Source organism: Polaribacter sp. 20A6 (genome assembly GCF_011378915.1).
GTDB classification, from domain to species: Bacteria; Bacteroidota; Bacteroidia; order Flavobacteriales; family Flavobacteriaceae; genus Polaribacter; species Polaribacter sejongensis.
This window is the reverse complement of the sequence record NZ_WTPZ01000001.1, coordinates 244934-266629: the sequence shown is the minus strand read 5'-3', so window position 1 is coordinate 266629 and position 21696 is coordinate 244934. Positions and strand designations below refer to the sequence as shown.

19 protein-coding genes and 1 tRNA gene are annotated in these 21696 nt (G+C 30.8%); 12 read left to right on the top strand and 8 right to left on the bottom strand.

Translation table 11 applies throughout. The features are described 5' to 3' along the window. Positions 1–458: 458 nt before the first annotated feature. The 4 genes from GQS57_RS01190 to bshB1 all read right to left on the bottom strand — a co-directional run bounded on the left by GQS57_RS01190 (position 459) and on the right by bshB1 (position 3394). Positions 459–1061: a porin family protein gene (locus GQS57_RS01190; RefSeq protein WP_165730416.1), complete on the bottom strand. Its 603-nt coding sequence runs from the start codon at positions 1059–1061 to the stop codon at positions 459–461. A gap of 49 nt (positions 1062–1110) precedes the next feature. Further along, positions 1111–2064: a transketolase family protein gene (locus tag GQS57_RS01185; RefSeq protein ID WP_068451827.1), complete on the bottom strand. Its 954-nt coding sequence runs from the start codon at positions 2062–2064 to the stop codon at positions 1111–1113. Between the two features lie 483 nt (positions 2065–2547). After that, positions 2548–2623: transfer RNA gene (locus GQS57_RS01180), tRNA-His, on the bottom strand. Positions 2624–2677: 54 nt separating this feature from the next. Continuing rightward, positions 2678–3394: a bacillithiol biosynthesis deacetylase BshB1 gene (gene bshB1 / locus GQS57_RS01175; protein ID WP_165730414.1), complete on the bottom strand. Its 717-nt coding sequence runs from the start codon at positions 3392–3394 to the stop codon at positions 2678–2680. Between the two features lie 379 nt (positions 3395–3773). Between bshB1 and pckA the strand changes: the two genes are divergently transcribed. Next, positions 3774–5384 (top strand): phosphoenolpyruvate carboxykinase (ATP), encoded by a 1611-nt coding sequence (pckA, locus tag GQS57_RS01170; protein WP_165730412.1) that lies wholly within the window; start codon positions 3774–3776, stop codon positions 5382–5384. A gap of 36 nt (positions 5385–5420) precedes the next feature. On the opposite strand, the gene GQS57_RS01165 is transcribed toward pckA, so the two are convergent. After that, positions 5421–6578, bottom strand: a complete 1158-nt coding sequence (locus tag GQS57_RS01165) for a PLP-dependent aspartate aminotransferase family protein (protein ID WP_165730410.1) — start codon at positions 6576–6578, stop codon at positions 5421–5423. A 75-nt stretch (positions 6579–6653) separates the two neighbouring features. Between GQS57_RS01165 and GQS57_RS01160 the strand changes: the two genes are divergently transcribed. The 4 genes from GQS57_RS01160 (at position 6654) to GQS57_RS01145 (ending at position 9739) form a co-directional block, all read left to right on the top strand. Next, on the top strand, positions 6654–7352 hold the full coding sequence (locus tag GQS57_RS01160; RefSeq protein WP_165730408.1) for a Rossmann-like and DUF2520 domain-containing protein: 699 nt from the start codon (positions 6654–6656) through the stop codon (positions 7350–7352). Positions 7353–7413: 61 nt separating this feature from the next. Then, entirely contained in the window at positions 7414–7941 is a 528-nt protein-coding gene (locus tag GQS57_RS01155; RefSeq protein WP_165730406.1) for an HAD family hydrolase, read from the top strand. Between the two features lie 91 nt (positions 7942–8032). Continuing rightward, the gene (locus GQS57_RS01150; protein ID WP_165730405.1) at positions 8033–8458 is read left to right on the top strand and encodes a DUF2147 domain-containing protein; all 426 of its coding nucleotides are present in this window, start codon (positions 8033–8035) and stop codon (positions 8456–8458) included. Positions 8459–8500: 42 nt separating this feature from the next. Further along, positions 8501–9739: an ATP-binding cassette domain-containing protein gene (locus GQS57_RS01145; protein WP_165730403.1), complete on the top strand. Its 1239-nt coding sequence runs from the start codon at positions 8501–8503 to the stop codon at positions 9737–9739. Here the strand turns inward: GQS57_RS01145 and GQS57_RS01140 are convergent. Beyond that, entirely contained in the window at positions 9736–10377 is a 642-nt protein-coding gene (locus GQS57_RS01140) for a protein-L-isoaspartate(D-aspartate) O-methyltransferase (protein WP_165730401.1), read from the bottom strand. The genes GQS57_RS01145 and GQS57_RS01140 overlap by 4 nt on opposite strands. A gap of 209 nt (positions 10378–10586) precedes the next feature. Between GQS57_RS01140 and GQS57_RS01135 the strand changes: the two genes are divergently transcribed. The 3 genes from GQS57_RS01135 to GQS57_RS18950 all read left to right on the top strand — a co-directional run bounded on the left by GQS57_RS01135 (position 10587) and on the right by GQS57_RS18950 (position 13381). After that, positions 10587–11546, top strand: a complete 960-nt coding sequence (locus GQS57_RS01135) for a Gfo/Idh/MocA family protein (protein WP_165730399.1) — start codon at positions 10587–10589, stop codon at positions 11544–11546. A 270-nt stretch (positions 11547–11816) separates the two neighbouring features. Further along, positions 11817–12704, top strand: a complete 888-nt coding sequence (locus tag GQS57_RS01130; protein WP_165730397.1) for a 3-hydroxybutyryl-CoA dehydrogenase — start codon at positions 11817–11819, stop codon at positions 12702–12704. A 32-nt stretch (positions 12705–12736) separates the two neighbouring features. Continuing rightward, positions 12737–13381: an acyloxyacyl hydrolase gene (locus GQS57_RS18950; RefSeq protein ID WP_240915409.1), complete on the top strand. Its 645-nt coding sequence runs from the start codon at positions 12737–12739 to the stop codon at positions 13379–13381. Positions 13382–13496: 115 nt separating this feature from the next. Here GQS57_RS18950 and GQS57_RS01115 read toward each other — a convergent pair whose 3' ends face one another. Then, complete coding sequence (locus GQS57_RS01115; RefSeq protein WP_165730395.1) at positions 13497–13970, bottom strand: Dps family protein; 474 nt, start codon at positions 13968–13970, stop codon at positions 13497–13499. Between the two features lie 104 nt (positions 13971–14074). Between GQS57_RS01115 and GQS57_RS01110 the strand changes: the two genes are divergently transcribed. Continuing rightward, entirely contained in the window at positions 14075–15016 is a 942-nt protein-coding gene (locus GQS57_RS01110; RefSeq protein WP_165730393.1) for a hydrogen peroxide-inducible genes activator, read from the top strand. A gap of 181 nt (positions 15017–15197) precedes the next feature. Here GQS57_RS01110 and GQS57_RS01105 read toward each other — a convergent pair whose 3' ends face one another. Further along, positions 15198–16817 carry an ABC-F family ATP-binding cassette domain-containing protein gene (locus GQS57_RS01105; RefSeq protein WP_165730391.1) on the bottom strand — a complete coding sequence of 540 codons (1620 nt, stop codon included), beginning with the start codon at positions 16815–16817 and terminating at the stop codon, positions 15198–15200. Positions 16818–17006: 189 nt separating this feature from the next. Here GQS57_RS01105 and GQS57_RS01100 point away from each other — a divergent pair, with 189 nt between their 5' ends. The 3 genes from GQS57_RS01100 (at position 17007) to GQS57_RS01090 (ending at position 21438) form a co-directional block, all read left to right on the top strand. Then, the gene (locus GQS57_RS01100; protein ID WP_165730389.1) at positions 17007–18398 is read left to right on the top strand and encodes a hypothetical protein; all 1392 of its coding nucleotides are present in this window, start codon (positions 17007–17009) and stop codon (positions 18396–18398) included. Between the two features lie 132 nt (positions 18399–18530). Continuing rightward, on the top strand, positions 18531–20369 hold the full coding sequence (locus GQS57_RS01095; RefSeq protein ID WP_165730388.1) for a DEAD/DEAH box helicase: 1839 nt from the start codon (positions 18531–18533) through the stop codon (positions 20367–20369). Between the two features lie 280 nt (positions 20370–20649). Beyond that, positions 20650–21438, top strand: a complete 789-nt coding sequence (locus tag GQS57_RS01090) for a carbonic anhydrase (protein ID WP_165730387.1) — start codon at positions 20650–20652, stop codon at positions 21436–21438. Positions 21439–21696: the final 258 nt, after the last annotated feature.

Sequence of the window (21696 nt, the reverse complement as noted above, 5' to 3'; positions counted from 1 at the left end):
CTTTAAGAAATAGAATCGTTAAAACAACTTAAATAAGCACATTAAAAAAGTTTTCTATAACTTTGTTCATATATAATCTCATCAATGGAATACAGCGTATTTTAAAGGTCTTCTGATCTAAAAAATGATAGTAATTCTAAAGGTTTACAGCTTTTAAATGAGTAGAGTTTTACACCAACATTACCATTTAAATCTGTTTTAGATACATTTAGATTAAAACAATATAAACTAACGTTACTAATTACTAAAGTTACAATAAAACAGAAATGCACAACTTGTAGCCTAATATCCACTTTATAAAATCGTAGAATAAATAATAATAGAAAGAGGATTCCAATACCTAATAAACATCAAAATGAACCTCAACAATCCTATTACACTTAGATTAGAAAACAACAGAAAACAAAAAAAGCTCTTGAAAATTTCAAGAGCTTTTTAATATTAAATATCGTATTTATTTACAACTTTAAAGAAAGTCCAAATATTATTTGATTTGTTCTGTTATCTACGGTAAAATTATCTGTAACAAAATTAGCCTCATTGTTAGTCAAGCCTCTTTCCCAACGTACATCTACACCTATATTACCAAACTCTACTCCTACCCCCATTTGAAGCCCAACAGAGAATTTATCAAGTTCATCAGAAGTAAATTCTTTATAACTAATTTCATCATCTAAAATGTATTGAAAAGAAGGACCAATAAAAACATTGGCAAATCCTAAGAATTTTTTACCTACCAAAACAGGTACATCTAATTTCTTAAATGAATAATCATCTGAACCGCTTGCTTGCTCAAATTCTGTCTTAACTTGTGTATAAACAATTTCTGGTCGTAAGTATAAACCACCTAAAACAGGAATATCTCCTCTAAACCACAAACCTACATGATAACCAGTTTTAGCTTCTGCTCCTCCATCTACAATATCTTCTGCAGAGTTTTTAAAAGAGTCTTCTCCTGAATTATTATAGTTTACACCTGCTTTTAAACCAAAATCTACCTGAGCATTTGACAATTGTGTAAATCCAAAGGCCAAACAAAACATTAAAATTACTTTCTTCATCATTTATTATTTTAAGTTACTATTAAAGATATTTAAAATACTAACGCTTTTATTTTCTAGAAATTACTTTTTTAACAGCTTTTACAACTGCAGCAGCGTCTAAACCATATTTAGCCATTAATTGTTCTGGTGTTCCAGATTCTCCAAAAGTATCATCTGTAGCAACAAATTCTTGAGGTGTAGGTGTATTTAAAGCCAATGTTCTTGCAACACTCTCTCCTAATCCTCCTAATTTATTATGCTCTTCTGCAGTAACAATACAACCCGTTTTAGCAACAGACTTTAAAATAATGTCTTCATCTAAAGGTTTAATGGTATGAATATTAATTACCTCTACAGAGATTCCTTCTGCTTCTAATTGTTCGGCTGCTTGTAATGATTCCCAAACTAAATGCCCTGTTGCAACAATAGTTACATCTGTTCCTTCTGTTAATTGAATTCCTTTACCAATTTCAAATTTTTCATCTGTTGGCATAAATACAGGTACTTTTGGACGACCAAAACGTAAATATACAGGTCCATCAAAATCTGCAATTGCAATTGTTGCTGCTTTTGTTTGGTTGTAATCACACGTATTAATTACCGTCATTCCTGGTAGCATTTTCATCAACCCAATATCTTCTAATATTTGGTGTGTTGCGCCATCTTCTCCTAAAGTAACTCCTGCATGAGATGCACAAATTTTTACGTTTTTACCAGAATACGCCACAGATTGACGAATTTGGTCATACACTCTACCTGTAGAAAAGTTAGCAAATGTACCTGTAAAAGGAATTTTACCTCCAATTGTTAATCCTGCAGCAATACTAATCATATTTGCTTCTGCAATACCAATCTGGAAAAATCTCTCAGGGTTTTCTTCAATAAATTGATCCATTTTTAAAGAACCAATTAAATCTGCACATAAGGCAACTACGTTTGGGTTTGTTCTACCTAATTCTGTTAAACCATCTCCAAAACCTGAACGAGTGTCTTTTTTTTCTGTGTACGTGTATTTTTTCATTATAAATTTGTTGTGTTGTAAAATTTGCGTAAAAATAAACTTTTATTTTACTTTAGAGAAGAGAAAACACATAATAGGTAAAGACTTTTCTAAATATTACAAGCAAGCTTGATAAAAAGCGTAGATAAAAGTGTTTTAAATTGGTTTTTAGATTTTTCGAACCAACAGTTCATCATTTTATAAAACCTCATCATAAAAAACTTTAGGCACAAAAAAAGCTTCTTATTTCTAAGAAGCTTTTTTTTTTGGGTGGAAGACGGGACTCCTTTCGACTCCGCTCAAGATAAACTTCTCGTCCCAATTTAATTTCAAAAAAACTTTGGGCACAAAAAAAGTCTCTTATTCCTAAGAAGCTTTGTTTTTTTTGAGTGGAAGACAGGACTCCTTTCGACTCCGCTCAAGATAAACTTCTCGTCCCTATTTAATTTCAAAAAAACTTTAGGCACAAAAAAAGCTTCTTATTTCTAAGAAGCTTTGTTTTTTGGGTGGAAGACGGGACTCGAACCCGCGACACTCGGTACCACAAACCGATACTCTAACCAACTGAGCTACAACCACCATATAATTGCGGCTGCAAATATATATCTTTTTTCTAATTCAACAAAATAAAATATTAAATTAATTTACTTAAATTTTCTACAGCCACATAACGCTCTGTAGTAAAGCCTTCTGCAGATTCCACTCCAATCAATCTTCCTAAATCTTTTGCTCTATAATCTACACTATCTGTAAAGTTCTTACTTGTAATAGGTGTTTCTGGCTCATTACTGGTCGGATCGTAGAACTGAGAAGTGTAGGCTAACACAGATTTCTTCTTAATATCCATAAATCCGGTAACATCAATTACAAAATCTGGAGTTATATTTTTCCATTGTATATAATGATATACTAATTTTGGTCGCCACTTTTCTTGCAACTCTCCTCCTACTTCTGTTTCAATTTTTAAAAGACCACTTAAAAAACATGCATCAGAAACTAAATTACTTCCTTTTGGATGATCTATATGACGATCATCTACAGCATTACACAAAACAATTTCTGGTTGGTACTTTCGTATCATTTTAATGACGGCTAATTGATGTTCTTTATCGTTTGTAAAAAAGCCATCAGAAAACCTTAAATTTTCACGCACAGTAACCCCTAAAATCTTTGCCGAATTAGCGGCTTCAATATCTCTTAAATCTGCAGAACCACGAGTACCTAATTCGCCTCTTGTAAGATCTACAATTCCTACCTTTTTCCCTAAAGAAATTTCTTTTGCAAGAGTAGCTCCACAACCCAATTCTACATCATCTGGATGGGCTCCAAAAGCCAAAATATCTAATTTCATATATAATGTACTTATTTAATATAAATTAATTTTTCATCAGTTTTTACTATAAAAAACATTCCGTTGTCTTAAAATAGACAACAAATTCATCGTTTTATTAATTAATCTACAACAAAACAATAAATTGAATCATCAAAAATAATCATTTTTTAAAGAAACGTAATAAGAAATTATTTCTATTACGTTTTCGTATTTAATTTTATATAAAGTGGACATCTTTTTGTTAGGATTATCATAAAAATCTGCTGTTCGGCGCCAGTATGATATATGTCATAAAACAACCTCTATAATGTGAGTAATTTTACAGTATAGAAAAACAATAATATAAAAGCCAACAAATTGGCAATTGTAATACACATTAATTAATAAATATAAAATTATGGAAACCAACAGAAACATGGAAACCTACGGATTAAAAAACGTAACTGTAAAATGGAACTTATCTCCTGCTGAACTTCAAAAAATTACTATTGAAAAAGGAATGGGTAAAGAAACCAAAAATGGAACTTTAGCTATTAATACAGGTAAATTTACTGGTAGATCTCCTCAAGATAGATTTATTGTAAAAGATGACTATACAGCAGACAAAGTTTGGTGGGGAAAAACCAACAAACCAGTTTCTCAAGAAAACTTCGATAAATTAAAAGCGAATGTAGTAGATTACTTATCTAACAGAGAATTATATGTAAGAGATGGTTATGTATGTGCAGATCCAACTTACAAAACAGATATTAGAACTGTAACAGAATACCCTTGGTCTAGTTCATTTGTGTTTAACATGTTCTTAAGACCTTCTGAAGAAGAGTTAGCTAATTTTGATGAAGAATGGTTGGTTTTATGTGCACCAGGTTATGTTTGTGATGATCCAAAAGCATACGGAATTCGTCAAGGAAACTTCTCTATCATTAACTTTACTGATAAAATTGCTTTAATTGGTGGTTCTGCTTATACAGGAGAAATTAAAAAAGGTATTTTCTCTGCATTAAACTTAGTATTACCAATAGAAAGAGATGTATTACCAATGCACTGTTCTGCAAATGTTGGTGAAGATGGAGATACAGCAATTTTCTTCGGATTATCTGGAACAGGAAAAACAACTTTATCTGCAGATCCAAAAAGAAAATTAATTGGTGATGATGAGCATGGATGGACAGCAGAAAACAATATCTTTAACTTTGAAGGTGGATGTTATGCTAAAGTAATTGATTTATCAGAAGAAAAAGAACCAGATATCTTTAGAGCAATTAAGCCAGGTGCTTTATTAGAAAACGTAGTATTCAATAAAGAAGGAAATGTAGATTATATGGATAGCACAATTACACAAAACACACGTGTAAGTTACCCAATTTATCACATAGATAACATTGCAAAACCTTCTTACGCAGGTAACCCAAAAAATATTTTCTTTTTAACTGCAGATGCTTTTGGTGTATTGCCTCCAGTTTCTAAATTAACTCCTGGACAAGCTGCATACCACTTTATCTCTGGATATACTGCTAAAGTTGCAGGTACAGAAGCAGGAATTACAGAGCCAGTACCATCTTTCTCTGCTTGTTTTGGTGAGCCTTTTATGCCATTACACCCAACAAAATACGCTGAAATGCTAAGTAAAAAAATGACTGAAGCAGGTGTAAATGTTTGGTTAATTAACACAGGTTGGTCTGGAGGTCCTTACGGAACTGGTTCTCGTATTAAATTAAAATACACAAGAGCAATGATTACTGAAATTTTAAACGGAAGTTTAGATAACATCGAATTTGAACAACACCCAATTTTCGGTTTATTTATGCCAAAATATTGCCCTAACGTACCTACTGAAATGTTAAACCCAATGAATACTTGGATAAACAAAAGTGCATACATTAGTAAAGCAATTCACCTAGCACACTTCTTCCACTTAAACTTCGAGAAATTTGCAAATGAAGCATCAGAGCACATTATTGAAGGTGGTCCATTAATTGATGAACACCACAAATTAGATCACATGTAGAATTTATTATTCCTTTTTACATTAAAAGCAAAGAGTTTAACTCTTTGCTTTTTTTATTGCTTGTAATATATCTTCAATTAGATCTTCTGACTCTTCAATACCTACAGAAAAACGAATTAATCCATCTTTAATTCCTCTTGACAAACGTTCTTCTTCACTTAATAAAGCGTGTGTTGTTTGCACCGGACTTACCGTTGTACTTTCTAAACCTGCTAAACTCATTGATGGTTTTATCAATTGTAAATGATTCTGAAATTTCATTGCATCAATTCCTACTGATAATTCAAAAGACATCATTGCACCAAAACCTTTCATTTGCTTTTTAGCCAACGCATACTGCGGATGACTTTTTAACCCAGGATAATAAACGGTATCAATATCTGTATTACTTTCTAAAAACTCCGCCATTTTTTGCGCATTTTTAGTCTGTTCTTTTACACGTAAATTCAATGTTTTTAAACTTCTTTCTAACAACCAAACGGTTTGATCACTTAAATTCCCTCCAAAATTGATGGCAGTTTTCCATATTCTCTCAATATGCTCTGTAGTTGCGGCAATGGCTCCTGCAGAAATATCTGAATGTCCTCCCATATATTTAGTAGCAGAATGTAACATAATATCAATACCAAAATCTATAGGATTCTGATTAATAGGCGATGCAAACGTATTGTCTATCATGGTTAAAATTCCGTTTTCTTTTGCCAAGTCAGCAATTGCTTTCATGTCTGTAATACCTAACAAAGGATTAGAAGGCGTCTCTATGTATAAAACTTTGGTATTTTCTTTTATTAAAGGTTTAAAATCTTCTACTTTATCAGATTCTGTAAATGAATACTCAATTCCGAATTTATCAAATTCTGATACAATAAAATTATAGGTTCCTCCGTAAATCACTTGCTGTATAACTACATGGTCTCCTTTTTGTAAAAAAGCAAATAAGGCCGCAGAAATAGCCGCCATACCAGAACCAAAAATTAAAGCATCCTCCGTTTTTTCTAATGCAGCAATCTTCTTGTGCAACATTTCTTGATTCGGAGTGTTAAAATAACGCGGATATCTTTTTACGTCTACCCCATCAAAAGCATAAGAAGTAGAAGTATATATTGGAGAAACTGCTCCTTTATATTGTTCGTCTTTAACTTCACCAACATGCACACAAGTCGTGTTTATTCCTAGTTTCTTAGATTCTTTCATTTCTATAATTATTTTATGATTGCTAATTTAGTAATTCCTTATGCAATCCACTAAAAAAAACAATATCTTCGTTTTATGATATCTGTATTACTCGTTGGAACTGGAAATGTAGCCACTCATTTATATACTGCTTTTTTAAAAGCTGATACTATTGCTATTACGCAAATTAGTTCTAGAAAATTAGAAAATATCCCAGAAGCAGATCTTACAATTATTGCTGTTTCAGACGATGCAATTGCTGAAGTTTCTTCTAAAATAAATAACAAGTTTGTAGTACACACCTCCGGTGGATGCGCTATTGACGAGTTAAAAAACGAGCATAACAAAGGTGTTTTTTACATGTTACAAACTTTTTCGAAAGGAAAAGATGTCAATTTTAATGACGTTCCTTTTTGCTTAGAAGCCACCAATAAAAAAGACCAACAACTACTTGATGCAGTTGCAAAATCGATAGGACAAAAAATTTACAAAGTAGATTCTGAACAAAGGAAGGCTTTACATGTTGCCGCTGTGTTTGTAAACAACTTTACCAATCATCTTTATAAAGTTGGGAATGATATTTGTACAGAACATAAAGTCCCTTTTGAGGTTTTGCTTCCTTTAATTAAAGAAACTGCTTCTAAAATTGAATCTTTATCACCTGAAAAAGCACAAACAGGACCAGCAGTTAGAAAAGATAAAAAAACAATAAAAAATCATTTAGATTTGTTGAATATAAATCAACAAGAAATCTACCAACTTTTAACAAAATCAATTCAAAATTCGGTTGATTAAATTTATTTAAAACGAACAATGTCACTTTTAGCAATGTCTAGAAGTTTTATAAAATATAAATATGGAAATTAGTTACAAACAATTATTACCACAAATAAATACTTTAATTTTTGATGTAGATGGTGTTCTTACCAACGGTATGGTTACAATTATGCCCGATGGAGAATTAGTAAGACACATGAATATTAAAGATGGTTATGCTTTAAAAACAGCAGTAGATAAAGGCTTAAATGTTTGTATTATTTCTGGAGGAAAAAACGAAGGAGTTAGAACTCGTTTAGCCAACTTAGGTATAAAAGACATCTATTTAGGCGCTCACGATAAAATTAAGCAATACAACGAATTGGTAGAAAAGTATAATTTAAAACAAGAAAACGTATTGTACATGGGAGACGACATTCCTGATTACCCAGTTATGAAATTGGTAGGAATGCCTTGTTGCCCAAATGACGCTGCTCCAGAAATACAAGGTGTTTCTAAATATATTTCTTACAAAAAAGGTGGAGAAGGTTGTGTGAGAGACGTTATTGAACAAATTTTACGTGTTCAAGGGAAATGGGAAAATAATTTTAGTGCAAAATATGACTAAATGTATATTTGTTAAATTTAAAATGATAACTTACAAACCATTAAAATAAATTAGACCTCGCTTATCGATGTCTTTATAAAACAATAAAAACATGAAAAAATCGCTTTTTACATTCGTACTATTAATTATTTCTTTTTCTATGAGTTCACAAACCATTTTTGGAAAATGGAATTCTAAAAATGATGAAACAGGTAAAGTTGACTCTGTTGTAGAAATCTATGAAAAAGACGGAAAAGCCTTTGCGAAAATAATAGACATAAAAAATCCTGACAGAAAAACTGCTGTTTGTAGTTTATGTGAAGGAGAAAATAAAGACAAGCCTATTTTAGGTTTAAATATTTTATCTGGTTTAGAAAAAGATGGTGACGAATGGTCTGGAGGTACTATTTTAGATCCAAGGAACGGTAAAGTATACAAAAGTTATGTTGAATTAGTTAAACCAAATAAATTGAAAGTTCGTGGATATATTGGCCTTTCATTATTCGGTAAAACTACTTACTGGGAAAGAGCTATATAAATTATAATTTCAGTTTTTTTTTCAAAATTTCACTAAATTACTATGGAGAACATCCATTATACAATTGAAAGTAAAAGTCTTTCTACTAAAAGCACTTTGGTAGAAAACATTTTAAAAGGGATACATAGTTTCCCTAATTTAAAAAACAAAAAAGGATTTTTATTTTCAAATTCTATTTTAGATACATTTATAGACGAAGAAGCAAAACACAGCAAGCAAACCTTAACAAGTAAAGAAAATAGAAGTATAAGAACCTTGTCTAGTGGCGAGCAAAAAAAGGCTTTACTGAACTATTTGCTGCAACAAAAACCAGACTTTTTAATTTTAGACAGTCCGTTTGAAAGTTTAGATATTGCTTCTGTTTCTAACTTAAAAGAAGATCTTATTGCGTTATCTTCAGAAATTATTTTAATTCAGCTTTTTAATAGAAAAGAAGAAATTTTACAGATAATAACACACGTTTTAGAAATTGAAAATGATGAGATTATTGAGAATGTTCCTATAGAAAAATATATTTTTAAAGAAATTAACTTCGAGTTTAATGGCGAAGTTCCTAAACCGATTACGTTCTACAAAAACATACCAGAAGAGCTTATAAAACTTCAGAATGTACATGTAGAATATGATGAAAGATCTATTTTAAAAGACATTAATTGGACCATCAATAAAAATGAATTTTGGCATTTAATTGGTCCTAATGGTTCTGGAAAAACCACCATTTTATCCATGATTTACGGAAACAACGTAAAAGCTTTTAGACAAGAAGTCTATTTATTTGGCAGGAAAAAAGGGTCTGGAGAAAGTGTTTGGGAAATAAAAGAGAAAATAGGCTATTTTAGTCCTGCTATTTTAGAATTATTCAAAAGAAAAATTAGCGTTTCTCAAATGGTGCTTTCTGGTTTTTTTGACAGCGTAGGCTTATACCAAACTCCAACTACACTTCAAATTAAAATAGCAGATGATTGGCTTGAATTATTAAACTTAAAGAGCAAAAGAAACACTTCCTTTCAAGATCTTACTACCGCAACTCAAAGATTGGTTTTAATTGCAAGATCCATGATAAAACATCCGCCATTATTAATTTTAGACGAGCCATTAATCAATCTTGATAACCAAGGAACAGCTATTGTGGTTGCTTTAATTAATAAAATTGTAAAAGAAAGCGACACCACTATACTATTTGTATCTCATAGAGAAGTAGAAAACTTAAATCCTAACTTTATTTATGAGCTAACACCTAGTAAAAATGGCTCCACAGGTAAAATAAAAGAAAATAGTTAGTTTTTCTCTTCTAACATTGGTACAAAAGCAAAATCTCCCAACTCGTGTTTTTCGAATTCTGTGGCAGATTTTCTAATAAACAAAGTCATTATTTGTGTTTGATCTCCAACTGGAATTAACAACCTACCTCCTACTTTTAATTGAGACAATAAAGGCTTTGGTACAAAAGGAGCACCTGCAGTCACTATAATTTTATCGAATGGCGCTTCTACTTTTAAACCAATATATCCATCACCAAAAATAAATCTTTTAGGGTTATATCCTAACTTAGGCAAAAACAAAGACGTTTTCTTAAACAATTCACGTTGTCTTTCTATAGAATATACCTCTGCCTTTAACTCTAACAAAACAGCGGTTTGATATCCTGAACCGGTACCGATTTCTAACACTTTTTCACCTGGCTCTACTTGTAATGTTTGCGATTGAAAAGCCACTGTATAAGGCATAGAAATAGTTTGCTCCGCTGCAATAGGAAAAGCTTTGTCTTGATACGCATGAGATTCAAAACTACTATCAATAAATAGATGACGTGGAATTTTACGTACTGCATTCAATACATTTTTATCAATAATCCCTTTTGCGTTTAGTACTTTAGCTAGTTGGTTTCTAAGGCCTTGGTGTTTAGAAGTATCTTTCAATTTTTATAAATTTCTGGAGTCTAAAAATAGTAATTAATCCATATACATAAGCATAAAATTGTATCTTTGTTTTTGGCTGATTTTTAAATCAGTAAAACTAAACTAATGTCCTTATAATGAGCATCGTTGCTGCAAAGCAAGTAATCTAAAATAACAACGATACTAAAAGAGTTATTTTACTTTGTTCTAAAAGACTAAAAATATAATATATGCTTAAAGTAGGAGTATTAGGTGCTGGGCACTTAGGAAAAATTCATTTACGATTATTACAACAATCAGACAAATACAACTTAATAGGTTTTTTCGACCCTTCTAAGGAAAACGCAGCAAGTGTTGCAGAAGAATTTGGCTACACCGCTTTTGATTCTGTAGAAGCTTTAATAGATGCTGTGGAAGTTGTAGATATTGTAACACCTACTTTATCTCATTTTGATTGCGCTAAATCTGCCATTGAAAAAGGACGTCATATTTTTATTGAAAAACCCATTACAAAAACTGTTTTAGAAGCGGAAGCTTTAAAAACCTTGGCAAGTCAATTTCATGTCTTAGGACAAGTTGGACATGTAGAACGCTTTAACCCAGCCTTTACTGCCGTAAAAGACCAAATTGAAAACCCAATGTTTATTGAATGCCATCGTTTGGCAGAATTTAACCCAAGAGGTACAGATGTGCCTGTAGTGTTAGATTTAATGATTCATGATATTGATATTATTCTTTCTGTTGTAAAATCTACTGTAAAAAGTGTACACGCAAGTGGTGTAGCTGTTATTTCTGAAACTCCTGATATTGCAAACGCAAGAATTGAGTTTGAAAACGGATGTGTCGCTAATTTAACTGCAAGTAGAATTTCTATGAAAAACATGCGTAAATCTCGCTTTTTTCAAAAGGATGCCTATATTTCTGTTAACTTTTTAAGCAAGGAATCTGAAGTTGTTAGAATGAAAGATGTACCTGCAAACCCAGATGAATTTGCAATGATTTTACAAAATGCTGAAGGAGTAAAAAAACAGATTTATTTCGAGAATCCTGAAGTAGAAAATAACAATGCAATTTTAGATGAATTAGAATCTTTTGCTGGTTCAATAAAAAGCAACACATCTCCTGTAGTAAGTCTAAGACAAGGAACAGAAGCATTAAAAGTTGCACAAATGATTATTGATTGTTTTTAATCGCAGAGCGATAGTCTATTCTACCTAAGTATGGCTTGAAATGAAAATATTTGTTGCGGAAGCATAGCGCTTCATTTTAGGGCTAGATTCTTGATTTAAAAATAACAAGGAACCAATATTTACTTTAAAAAAGCGAATAGTTTTTTGAATAAATAATGAAGTTTATAAGTAATTGCGTTAGGGATTGAGCGGTTTGTTTGAGCTCTTTTGAGGTACGAAAAAAGCGAGTAGCGAAAGCCTGTTAAAACGCCCAAATAAAATAGAATATACATGAAAAACATAGCTATTATTGGAGCTGGAACCATGGGAAATGGAATTGCTCACACCTTTGCACAGTTTAATTACAACGTAAGTTTAATAGATATTTCTGAAGCTTCTTTAGAGAAAGGAATGAATACCATTGCTAAAAATTTAGATAGAATGGTGGCCAAAGAAAAAATTTCTGAAGCCGATAAAACCCAGACCTTAAAAAATATTAGCACTTTTACTTCTATTAAAGACGGTGTTAAAAATGTAGATTTAGTAGTGGAAGCAGCTACTGAAAACGCTGTTTTAAAAGCGAAAATTTTTAAAGAATTAGATGAAGTTTGTGGCGAAAACACCATTTTAGCAACCAATACTTCTTCTATTTCTATAACCCAAATTGCAGCAGCAACTAACAGGGCTGATAAGGTTATTGGAATGCATTTTATGAATCCGGTACCGATTATGAAATTGGTGGAAATTATTAGGGGTTACAATACTTCTAATGATGTGATGGAAACTATTGTTGCGCTTTCTAAAAAGATTGGTAAAATTCCGGTGGAAGTAAATGATTACCCTGGTTTTGTGGCAAACAGAATTTTAATGCCAATGATTAATGAATCTATTGAAACTTTGTACAATAATGTTGCTGGCGTAGAAGAAATAGATACCGTAATGAAGCTTGGTATGTCGCACCCAATGGGTCCTTTGCAATTGGCAGATTTTATTGGTTTAGATGTTTGTTTGTCTATTATGAATGTTTTATACGATGGTTTTAAAAACCCTAAATACGCTCCTTGTCCGTTATTAGTAAACATGGTAATGGCAGGTAAATTAGGTGTAAAATCTGGAGAAGGTTTTTATGATTATTCAGAAAGCAGAAAGGCAGAAAAAGTCGCTAAAATGTTTTCTTAATCACTATCTATAAGCGCAATAATCCTAATCAAATGCACAAAAAACAACTTCTATTTTTTTTATTTTTCACACTTATTTATTCTTTAAAAGCGCAAGAAAATAAAAAAGGAATTCTAAACATTAAAAAGGTAGGGGTTTTATATAATACTGTAAATGCTAACAACTTTATATTTGAAGATGAAGATTATAAATACACTTCAAAGACCTTAAAGTTACAAGCTTTTTACAACTTAGGAAAATGGAGGTCTTTTGATTTTGAATTGATTGTTCAACCGCAAATACAGGTTATAAAACATCAATTATTAAACTCCTATTTCGTATTACCTTCAGAAGAAAATTTTGAGGATAAAATAATTGAATTTACAACGCCTAAAACAATGCATTTATATGCATTTGAATTGGGCTTTGTGATAAAGAGAGAGATTGTTAAAAACTTAGATTTTCAGTTTACAGCAGGTCTAGGCGTAGCAACTATAGATACCAGAACAGAACGTTTGGCAAAAGGTTTTACATTTTTAGAAAATGCTTCTCTAGGATTCTCTTATAAAACTACTAAAAAAACAGCTTTATATATTGGAAGTAATATAGGACACATTTCTAACCTTGATTTTCAATCTCCAAATAATGGATACACTTTTTTAGGCTTTGAAGTTGGTGTTTCTTATATAATAGAATAAATAAAAGGCTTAAAATAAAATTCCTATTAGAACCTGAAATTAATTTCAGGTTCTAATAGGAATTGATTATTGAGGTAATAAGATGCTGAAACAAGTTCTGCATGACAAGTTTTACTTATTTACCCAACCAAGAATTTAACATCCAGATTGTTTTTTCTTGTTCTGCAATAAAATCACTCATCATAGAGTTTGTACCTTCGTCATTTGCCTCATCTGAAGATTCTAGTATTGTTCTTTCGTTTTTTAATAATTCTGAAAGTGAGTTTACAACCAGCTCTACTCCTTCCACATCATTAGAAATATTTTTTCCAACAGGAACTGTTGCCAAGTTTATATAATCTGTAAAAGTATGTAATGGCTTACCTTGTAATGTTAAAATACGTTCTGCAATCTCATCTATTTTCACTTGAGAATCTGTATAAAACTCTTCAAACTTTACATGTAGTTCAAAGAAGTTTTTACCTTTTATATTCCAGTGCAATCCTCTTAAATTCTGATAATAAATTTGAAAATTCGCTAACAAACCGTTTAATTCATCTACTAAATTTGCAGTTTCTTTTTTATCTAATCCTAATATTGACTTGTTCATGATATTGTTTTTTTTTGATACATCAAATTTATGAGAAATTTAACCAGATAATGCATCATTATAATTGATAGTTTTAATATCTTTATCAAAAAATTTTATACATAATGACTATTACCCAATTAAAATATGTTTTATCTGTTGCAGAATACCAAAATTTCACGGTCGCCGCAGAGCACAGCTTTGTAACACAACCAACGCTGAGTATGCAAATTCAAAAATTGGAGGACGAATTAGGTGTTAAGATATTTAATAGATCTAAGAAACCAATTGAGCTAACTGAAGTTGGTAAAAAAATCGTAGAACAGGCAAAAGTAATTGTAGATGAAAGCAATAGAATTTTAGATATTGTACATCAACAAAAAGGGTATATAGGAGGCGAATTTAAACTGGGAATTATCCCTACAGTTATGCCGACTTTATTACCGATGTTTCTACAAAACTTCACTAAAAAATATCCGAAAGTAAAGTTGATTATTGAAGAATTAACTACCGAAGAAATTATAAGAAAATTAACTGATGGACACATCGATGCTGGTCTTGCTGCGACTCCACTAGAAAATGAAGCAATTAAAGAAAGACCTTTATATTACGAGCCTTTTGTAGGATTGATACCACAGAACCATAGATTATCTAAAAATAAAACCATTACTGCTGAAGAGTTAGAAATGGAAGATATTTTACTTTTAGAAGATGGACATTGTTTTAAAGACAGCATCATTAATTTATGTAGCACTAGAAAAGTAGATAATAAAAAAGGTTTTCAATTAGAGAGCGGAAGTTTTGACACTTTGATAAAACTATCTAAAGAAGGATTAGGAATGACATTGCTACCTTATTTACACACTTTAGACTTGAATGATGAGGATAAAAGTCATTTAAGAGAATTCACAACACCTCCTCCAGCAAGAGAAGTGAGTTTAATATATCATAAATCTCAATTGAAAATGCAATTAATTGAAGCCTTAAAGAAAACAATAGATGGTGTTGTTAGAGGTGCCATTTCTTTTTCTGATGTAAAAATTATTAGTCCGTTGCAGAAGAAATAAAAAGACACGAATTTCGCAGATTACACATAATATTAATGTAATCAAAGACACTCTTTTATCGCATTTAATATTCTTGATGCTTTAATCTAAATAGCAAAAAAAGCCCCACAAATTTTAGAAATTTGTGGGGCTTTTTATTTTTAGATATTGAATTTTTTTTAAACTCGTTTCTCTTAAAAAATTAAGAATACATTTTATCTCTTAATTCTTTAATTTTAGGATCTGATAAATAATCATCGAAAGTAGAATATCTATCAATTACACCTTTTGGAGTTAACTCAATAACTCTATTGGCAACTGTTTGTGCAAACTCATGATCATGTGTTGTAAACAGAATAGTTCCTTTAAAGTTGATTAATGAATTATTTAAAGCTTGTATAGATTCTAAATCTAAGTGATTTGTTGGCTCATCTAAAACTAACACATTTCCTCTCTTCATCATCATTCTAGAAAGCATACAACGCACTTTTTCTCCTCCAGAAAGCACGTTACTTTTCTTTAAAGCTTCTTCTCCAGAAAAAATCATTTTCCCTAAGAAACCCCTTAAAAACACTTCTTCACGTTCTTCTTCTGTTTGGGCATATTGTCTTAACCAATCTACTAAATTTAATTCTCCGTCTTGGAAAAAAGAAGAATTATCTAACGGTAAGTAAGACTGTGTTGTTGTAACTCCCCAATCGAATTTACCAGCATCTGCCTTTTCATTATCAGTAATAATTTGATAAAAAGCAGTTACAGCTCTAGAGTTTCTAGAAATTACTGCAATTTTATCACCTTTATTTAAGTTGATATGTACATCATCAAACAATTTATCTCCTTCAAATTCTTTAGACAAACCTTCTACATTTAAAATCTGATCTCCAGCTTCTCTATCTCTATCAAAAATAATAGCAGGATAACGTCTACTAGATGGTTTAATTTCATCTACATTTAATTTCTCGATCATTTTTTTACGAGAGGTAGCTTGTTTAGATTTAGCCATGTTTGCAGAAAAACGACGGATAAACTCTTCCAATTCCTTTTTCTTTTCTTCTGCCTTTTTATTTTGTTGTGCTCTTTGTCTTGTAGCTAACTGGCTAGACTCATACCAAAATGTATAATTACCAGAATAATTATTTATTTTACTATAATCGATATCAGATATATGAGTACAAACAGCATCTAAAAAGTGTCTATCATGCGAAACTACAATTACACAGTTATCAAAATTTGCAATAAAGTTTTCTAACCAAGAAATAGTTTCAAAATCTAAATCATTGGTAGGCTCATCCATGATTAATACATCTGGATTTCCAAAAAGTGCTTGTGCAATTAATACACGTACCTTTTGTTTACCATCTAAATCTTTCATTTCTGCATAATGCAAATCCTCAGAAATACCTAAGTTAGATAACATTGCTGCAGCATCAGAATCTGCATTCCAACCATTCATCTCTTCAAAAATTATTTGAAGCTCACCAATTTTCTCAGCATTTTCATCTGTATAATCTGCATACAAGTCATCAATTTGCTTTTTAATCTTAAACAGCTCTTTGTTTCCCATTACCACTGTTTCTAACACAGGGAACTCATCAAAGGCATAATGATCTTGCGTTAGCACAGACATTCTTTTACCTTTTTCTAAATGAACTTGCCCAGAAGTTGGTTCTTGAACACCTGAAATAATTTTTAAGAAAGTGGATTTTCCTGCTCCGTTTGCGCCAATAATTCCATAACAGTTTCCTGTTTGAAATTTAGTATTAACATCATCAAACAAAATTCGTTTCCCGAATTGAACAGATAAATTAGAAACTGATAACATACTCTATTATTTTTAATTTTGTGCAAAAGTACAAATTTGATTTATCTTTTACCCCTTGATTTAAAACGGTTTTCAATAAATTATAATTTGGTTTTTATGACCAATTTAAGAACTATTTTAACAATGAATTAACAACAATAGCCTACATGAATACCTAACTTTGTTATAAAGAATAGATCCATAGTGTACATGATTAAAAATCTACTTCATATAATTTTATTAATTACAATTACCGCCTTTGTAGGCTGTACTTCTAATTCTAAAAATACAGCAACTTATTTTGGTGGTAAGATTATAAACCCAAAATCTAAATATGTTGTGTTATTTTCTATGGAAAAAGTAATAGATACTTTGTTCCTTAATAAAGACAATAGATTTTTAGGGAAATTAGAAAATGCCAATGAAGGTTTGTACTATTTTGCACATGGTAATGAAAACCAATTTATCTACTTAGAACAACAAGATAGCTTAATGCTGCGCTTAAACACCTGGGACTTTGATGAATCTATTGTGTATGCAGGTAAAGGTGCAGAAAGAAATAACATTTTAATAGATTGCTTTTTACAAGAAGAAAGAGACAATAAAATGTTTTACAAATTAAATCAATTAACGCCTGATAAATTTATTAAAAAGACAGATTCTTTACTGGTTTTAAAAGATAAAACATTTAAAGAATACGCCATGAACCATCCAGGAGAAACAAAAGGGTTTAACCGCGTTTTAAATGTGGCACTTACCTACCCTATATTTTCTAGAATAGAAAAATATCCTATTGCGCACCTAAGATATAAGCATAAAAAAGACTTTCATAAAGTGAACAAGTCCTTTTATAAGCATAGAGCATCTGCAGGTGTGAATAATGATTCTTTAATGTATTATCAACCTTACTCTAAATACGTTAGAAATTTTTTATATAACAGCACATATTCTTTAGGCCATAAACCAATGACTAATGAATATTCTTCTGACTTTACAGTCGATTTATTAAAAACAATAGACAAGAATATTACATCTGATGCTTCTAAGAATGCTATTCTAAAGCAAACAGTTATTAGTCATTTTTATAAAAAATCTAGTTGCAACGTAAATAAAGAAGCTTTTGAAACTTATTTTAAACTAAGCACAAATACTAAAGACAAAGAACATGTAAAACTATTGCTATTAGACAGTGAAGAATTACATAAAGGTCAAGAATTGGTAGATTTTACCATTACAGATTTAACGAACGGCACTTATTCTATAAAAGAGATTACAAAAAACAGAAATACATTTCTATTGTTCTGGAATCCAGAGAATACAACACCAATGTATATCTCTTCTAGAATTAATTATTTAAGTAGACAATTTCCGGACGTACAATTTATTCAAATAAAAATTGATGGAAGTGCACAGGATAGAATTGAGCAATTAGATATTAAAAATCAATTTTTTATTACAGAAGACAGTGAAGCCAATAAGTTCTTAACCAGTAAAATGACAAGATCTATTATCATTAATAAAGAAGGAATTATTACAAATGGTTTTGCTTCTATTTCTTCTAAAAAATTATATTCTGATTTAAAAAAGCTAAGAGATCACTAATTTATTTCGATAATCTAAAAATTAGTTGTACATTTGCACGATTTTTATTCTGAGTCTAACTCATTAATAATCAGGTCGAATTTATAATCGGGTTTGCAGGTGGGCGTTCTGTGAATCCAAAAAAACACAGTAATGTCAACATTTTTAGAATTAGGTTTAAAAGAACCGATTAACAGAGCATTGACGGATTTAGGTTACGAAAAACCTACCGTAATTCAGGAAAAAGCAATTCCACAAATTATTTCATCTACAGACGATTTAAAAGCATTTGCACAAACAGGTACAGGTAAAACTGCTGCTTTTAGTTTGCCAATATTAGAGCTTTTAGATACAAGCAGTAAAAACGTACAAGCAATTATTTTATCACCAACAAGAGAACTTGCAGTTCAGATTGGTAATAATATTAAAGACTTTTGTAAATATTTACCAGATGTTAAAGTAGCTACCGTATATGGTGGTTCTAGTATGGAAGATCAAATTAGATCTTTAAAAAGAGGTGCACAAATAGTAGTTGGAACTCCAGGTAGAACTGTAGATTTAATTAATAGAAGAGCTTTAAAATTAGGAAACGTTCAATGGTTAGTCTTAGACGAAGCTGATGAAATGTTAAACATGGGTTTTAAAGACGAATTAGATAAAGTTTTAGAAGCTACTCCAGAAACAAAACAAACGTTATTGTTTTCTGCAACTTTTCCAAGAGAAGTAGAAGCAATTGCGAAAAACTACATGACTAAGCCAGTAGAAATTACTTCTGGTGAAAAGAACGCAGGTTCAGACAATGTAAGTCACGAGTTTTATGCAGTTACTGAAAGAACTCGTTACCCTGCTTTAAAAAGAATTGCAGATTTAAACCCTGATATTTATGCAATTATCTTTTGTAGAACTCGTAGAGAAACACAAGAGGTTGCAGACAATTTAATAAAAGATGGTTACAGTGCAGATGCTTTACACGGAGATTTATCTCAAGCGCAAAGAGATTCTGTTATGGGTAAATTCCGTAAAAAAACAATTCAGATTTTAGTAGCTACAGATGTTGCTGCTCGTGGATTGGATGTTACTGAATTAACACACGTAATAAACCATAAATTACCAGACCAAATAGAAAACTACACACACAGAAGTGGTAGAACTGGTAGAGCTGGTAATAAAGGTATTTCTATTGTTTTAGTTAACGGTAAAGAAAAAGGGAAATTACGCCAGATTGAAAGAATCATTAAGAAGAAATTCTTAGAAGGTAAAGTTCCTTCTGGAAAAGAAATTGTACAGAATCAATTAATGAATTTAATTGATAAAGTTCAAAATACGGAAGTAAATGAATCTGAAATGGAAGAATTTTTACCAAGTATTTATGAAAAACTAGAATCTTTAGATAGAGAAGAGTTAATCAAGAAATTTGTTTCTTTAGAATTTAATACGATGTTAAAGTATTATGAAAACTCTAAAGATTTAAATGATTTATCTTCTAGAGACAACTCTAGAGCTAGAATGGAGAATGAAAACATGACCCGTTTCTTTATCAATATTGGTAGAAAAGACAACTTAAACCCAGGTAAATTAATTGGTTTAATTAATGACCAAAACATTGGAGATAAGATTGAAATTGGTTCTATAGATATTTTAGACACTTTCTCTTTCTTTGAACTTGATAAAAATTTCGAAGACCAAACATTAGAAGCTTTTGCTAGCAATCAACCAGATTTTGACGGACGCTCTGTAAATATAGAGATTACTAAGAAAGAACGTTCTGGTGGTGGACGAAGAGGTGGTAAAAAACCTTTCGGTAAAAAAGAAGGAGGCGGTTTTGGAAGACGTAGAGGTTCTGAAGGTTCATCTAGAGGAGATTCTTCTAGTAGAGGAAGATCTGACAGACGTTCTTCTGATAGACCAGACAGATCAGATAGAAGTTCTGGAAGTGGTTCTGGAGAAAGAAGATCTTCTGGCGGTTTTGGAAGAAAACGTAGAGAAAGTTAAATAGTATTAAACTATATATACAAACCTCATCATTTTAAAATGATGAGGTTTTTTTATGCCTAAAAATTTAACATTATTTAAAACCATTATATAGAAAGACGCTTACCTGAATGATCACTTAAATTCAATTAATTTCCTTAATATTTCAAATTCATTTGGTAACTTATATACGAAACCGATTTCTTAGATTTTTAAAGAATATGATAAATGTTATAGATATATTTTTCTTTCATAACCTACATTTGTATAGATATTAATCAACTTAAAATAAATTAAAATCATGAACAGGTTTGTAGCCATTATCGTAATTTTTGCACTGATAAGTATAACATCTTGTAAATCTGATAAAACAGAGACACATACAAAAGAACACCAACCACATTGGAGCTATGATGGAGAAACTTCTCCTGAACATTGGGTAGAAATAGAAAAAAATTCTGATTGCGATGGTAATAGGCAATCTCCTATTAATATTATAGATATTGATACAAAACCTACACAACAAAAAGATACTCTGTTAAAAGTATTATATACCCCAAAAACAGCATTAAAACAAGTTACTAATAACGGACATTCTATTCAGTTTGATTTTGAAGCTGGAGATTCTATACAATATCACGGAGAGATCTATCACCTATCTCAATTGCATTTTCATGAGCCTTCTGAACATACCATAAACGGTATACGCTATCCCTTAGAAATTCACTTAGTACACAAAAGTAAATCTAACGCGTATACAGTTATGAGTGTTTTAGCTAAAGAAGGTGCAAAAAGTCAGTTATTTGAATTCTTTGAAAGCTTTTTACCTATAAAAGTAAATACAACTAAAGAGATTCATCAATCCTCAGACCTAACAACCTTATTTCCAAAAAACAAAAACTTTTATACTTATGGTGGTTCTCTAACAACACCTCCATGTACAGAAAATGTAAATTGGATTATTTTTAAAGAACCTATTATTGTTTCTGTTGATGAAGTTTTAAAATTAAAGAACAATATGCCAAAAAACAATTATAGAAATGAGCAACCATTAAATAACAGAGAAGTATCTATAAATACGTTTCAATAAAATTTTAAATATTTTAGAAACCTGATAAATATCATATAATGCTTTCTAAACAATATATAATTTAGGTGTTCTAATAAAGAATTTATTGAAAAATAGGATCTATTTTTTTAATTCTTTTTAGATTAAAGTGTTGCAATCTCTATCATATATGATCCCTAAATCATTTGAGACTGTTTCACTTTTTATTTTTTTTCCATATAATTATCAATATGAATTATTCCCTAATTCTGAAAAGGTTTTACAACTTTATGAAAAATA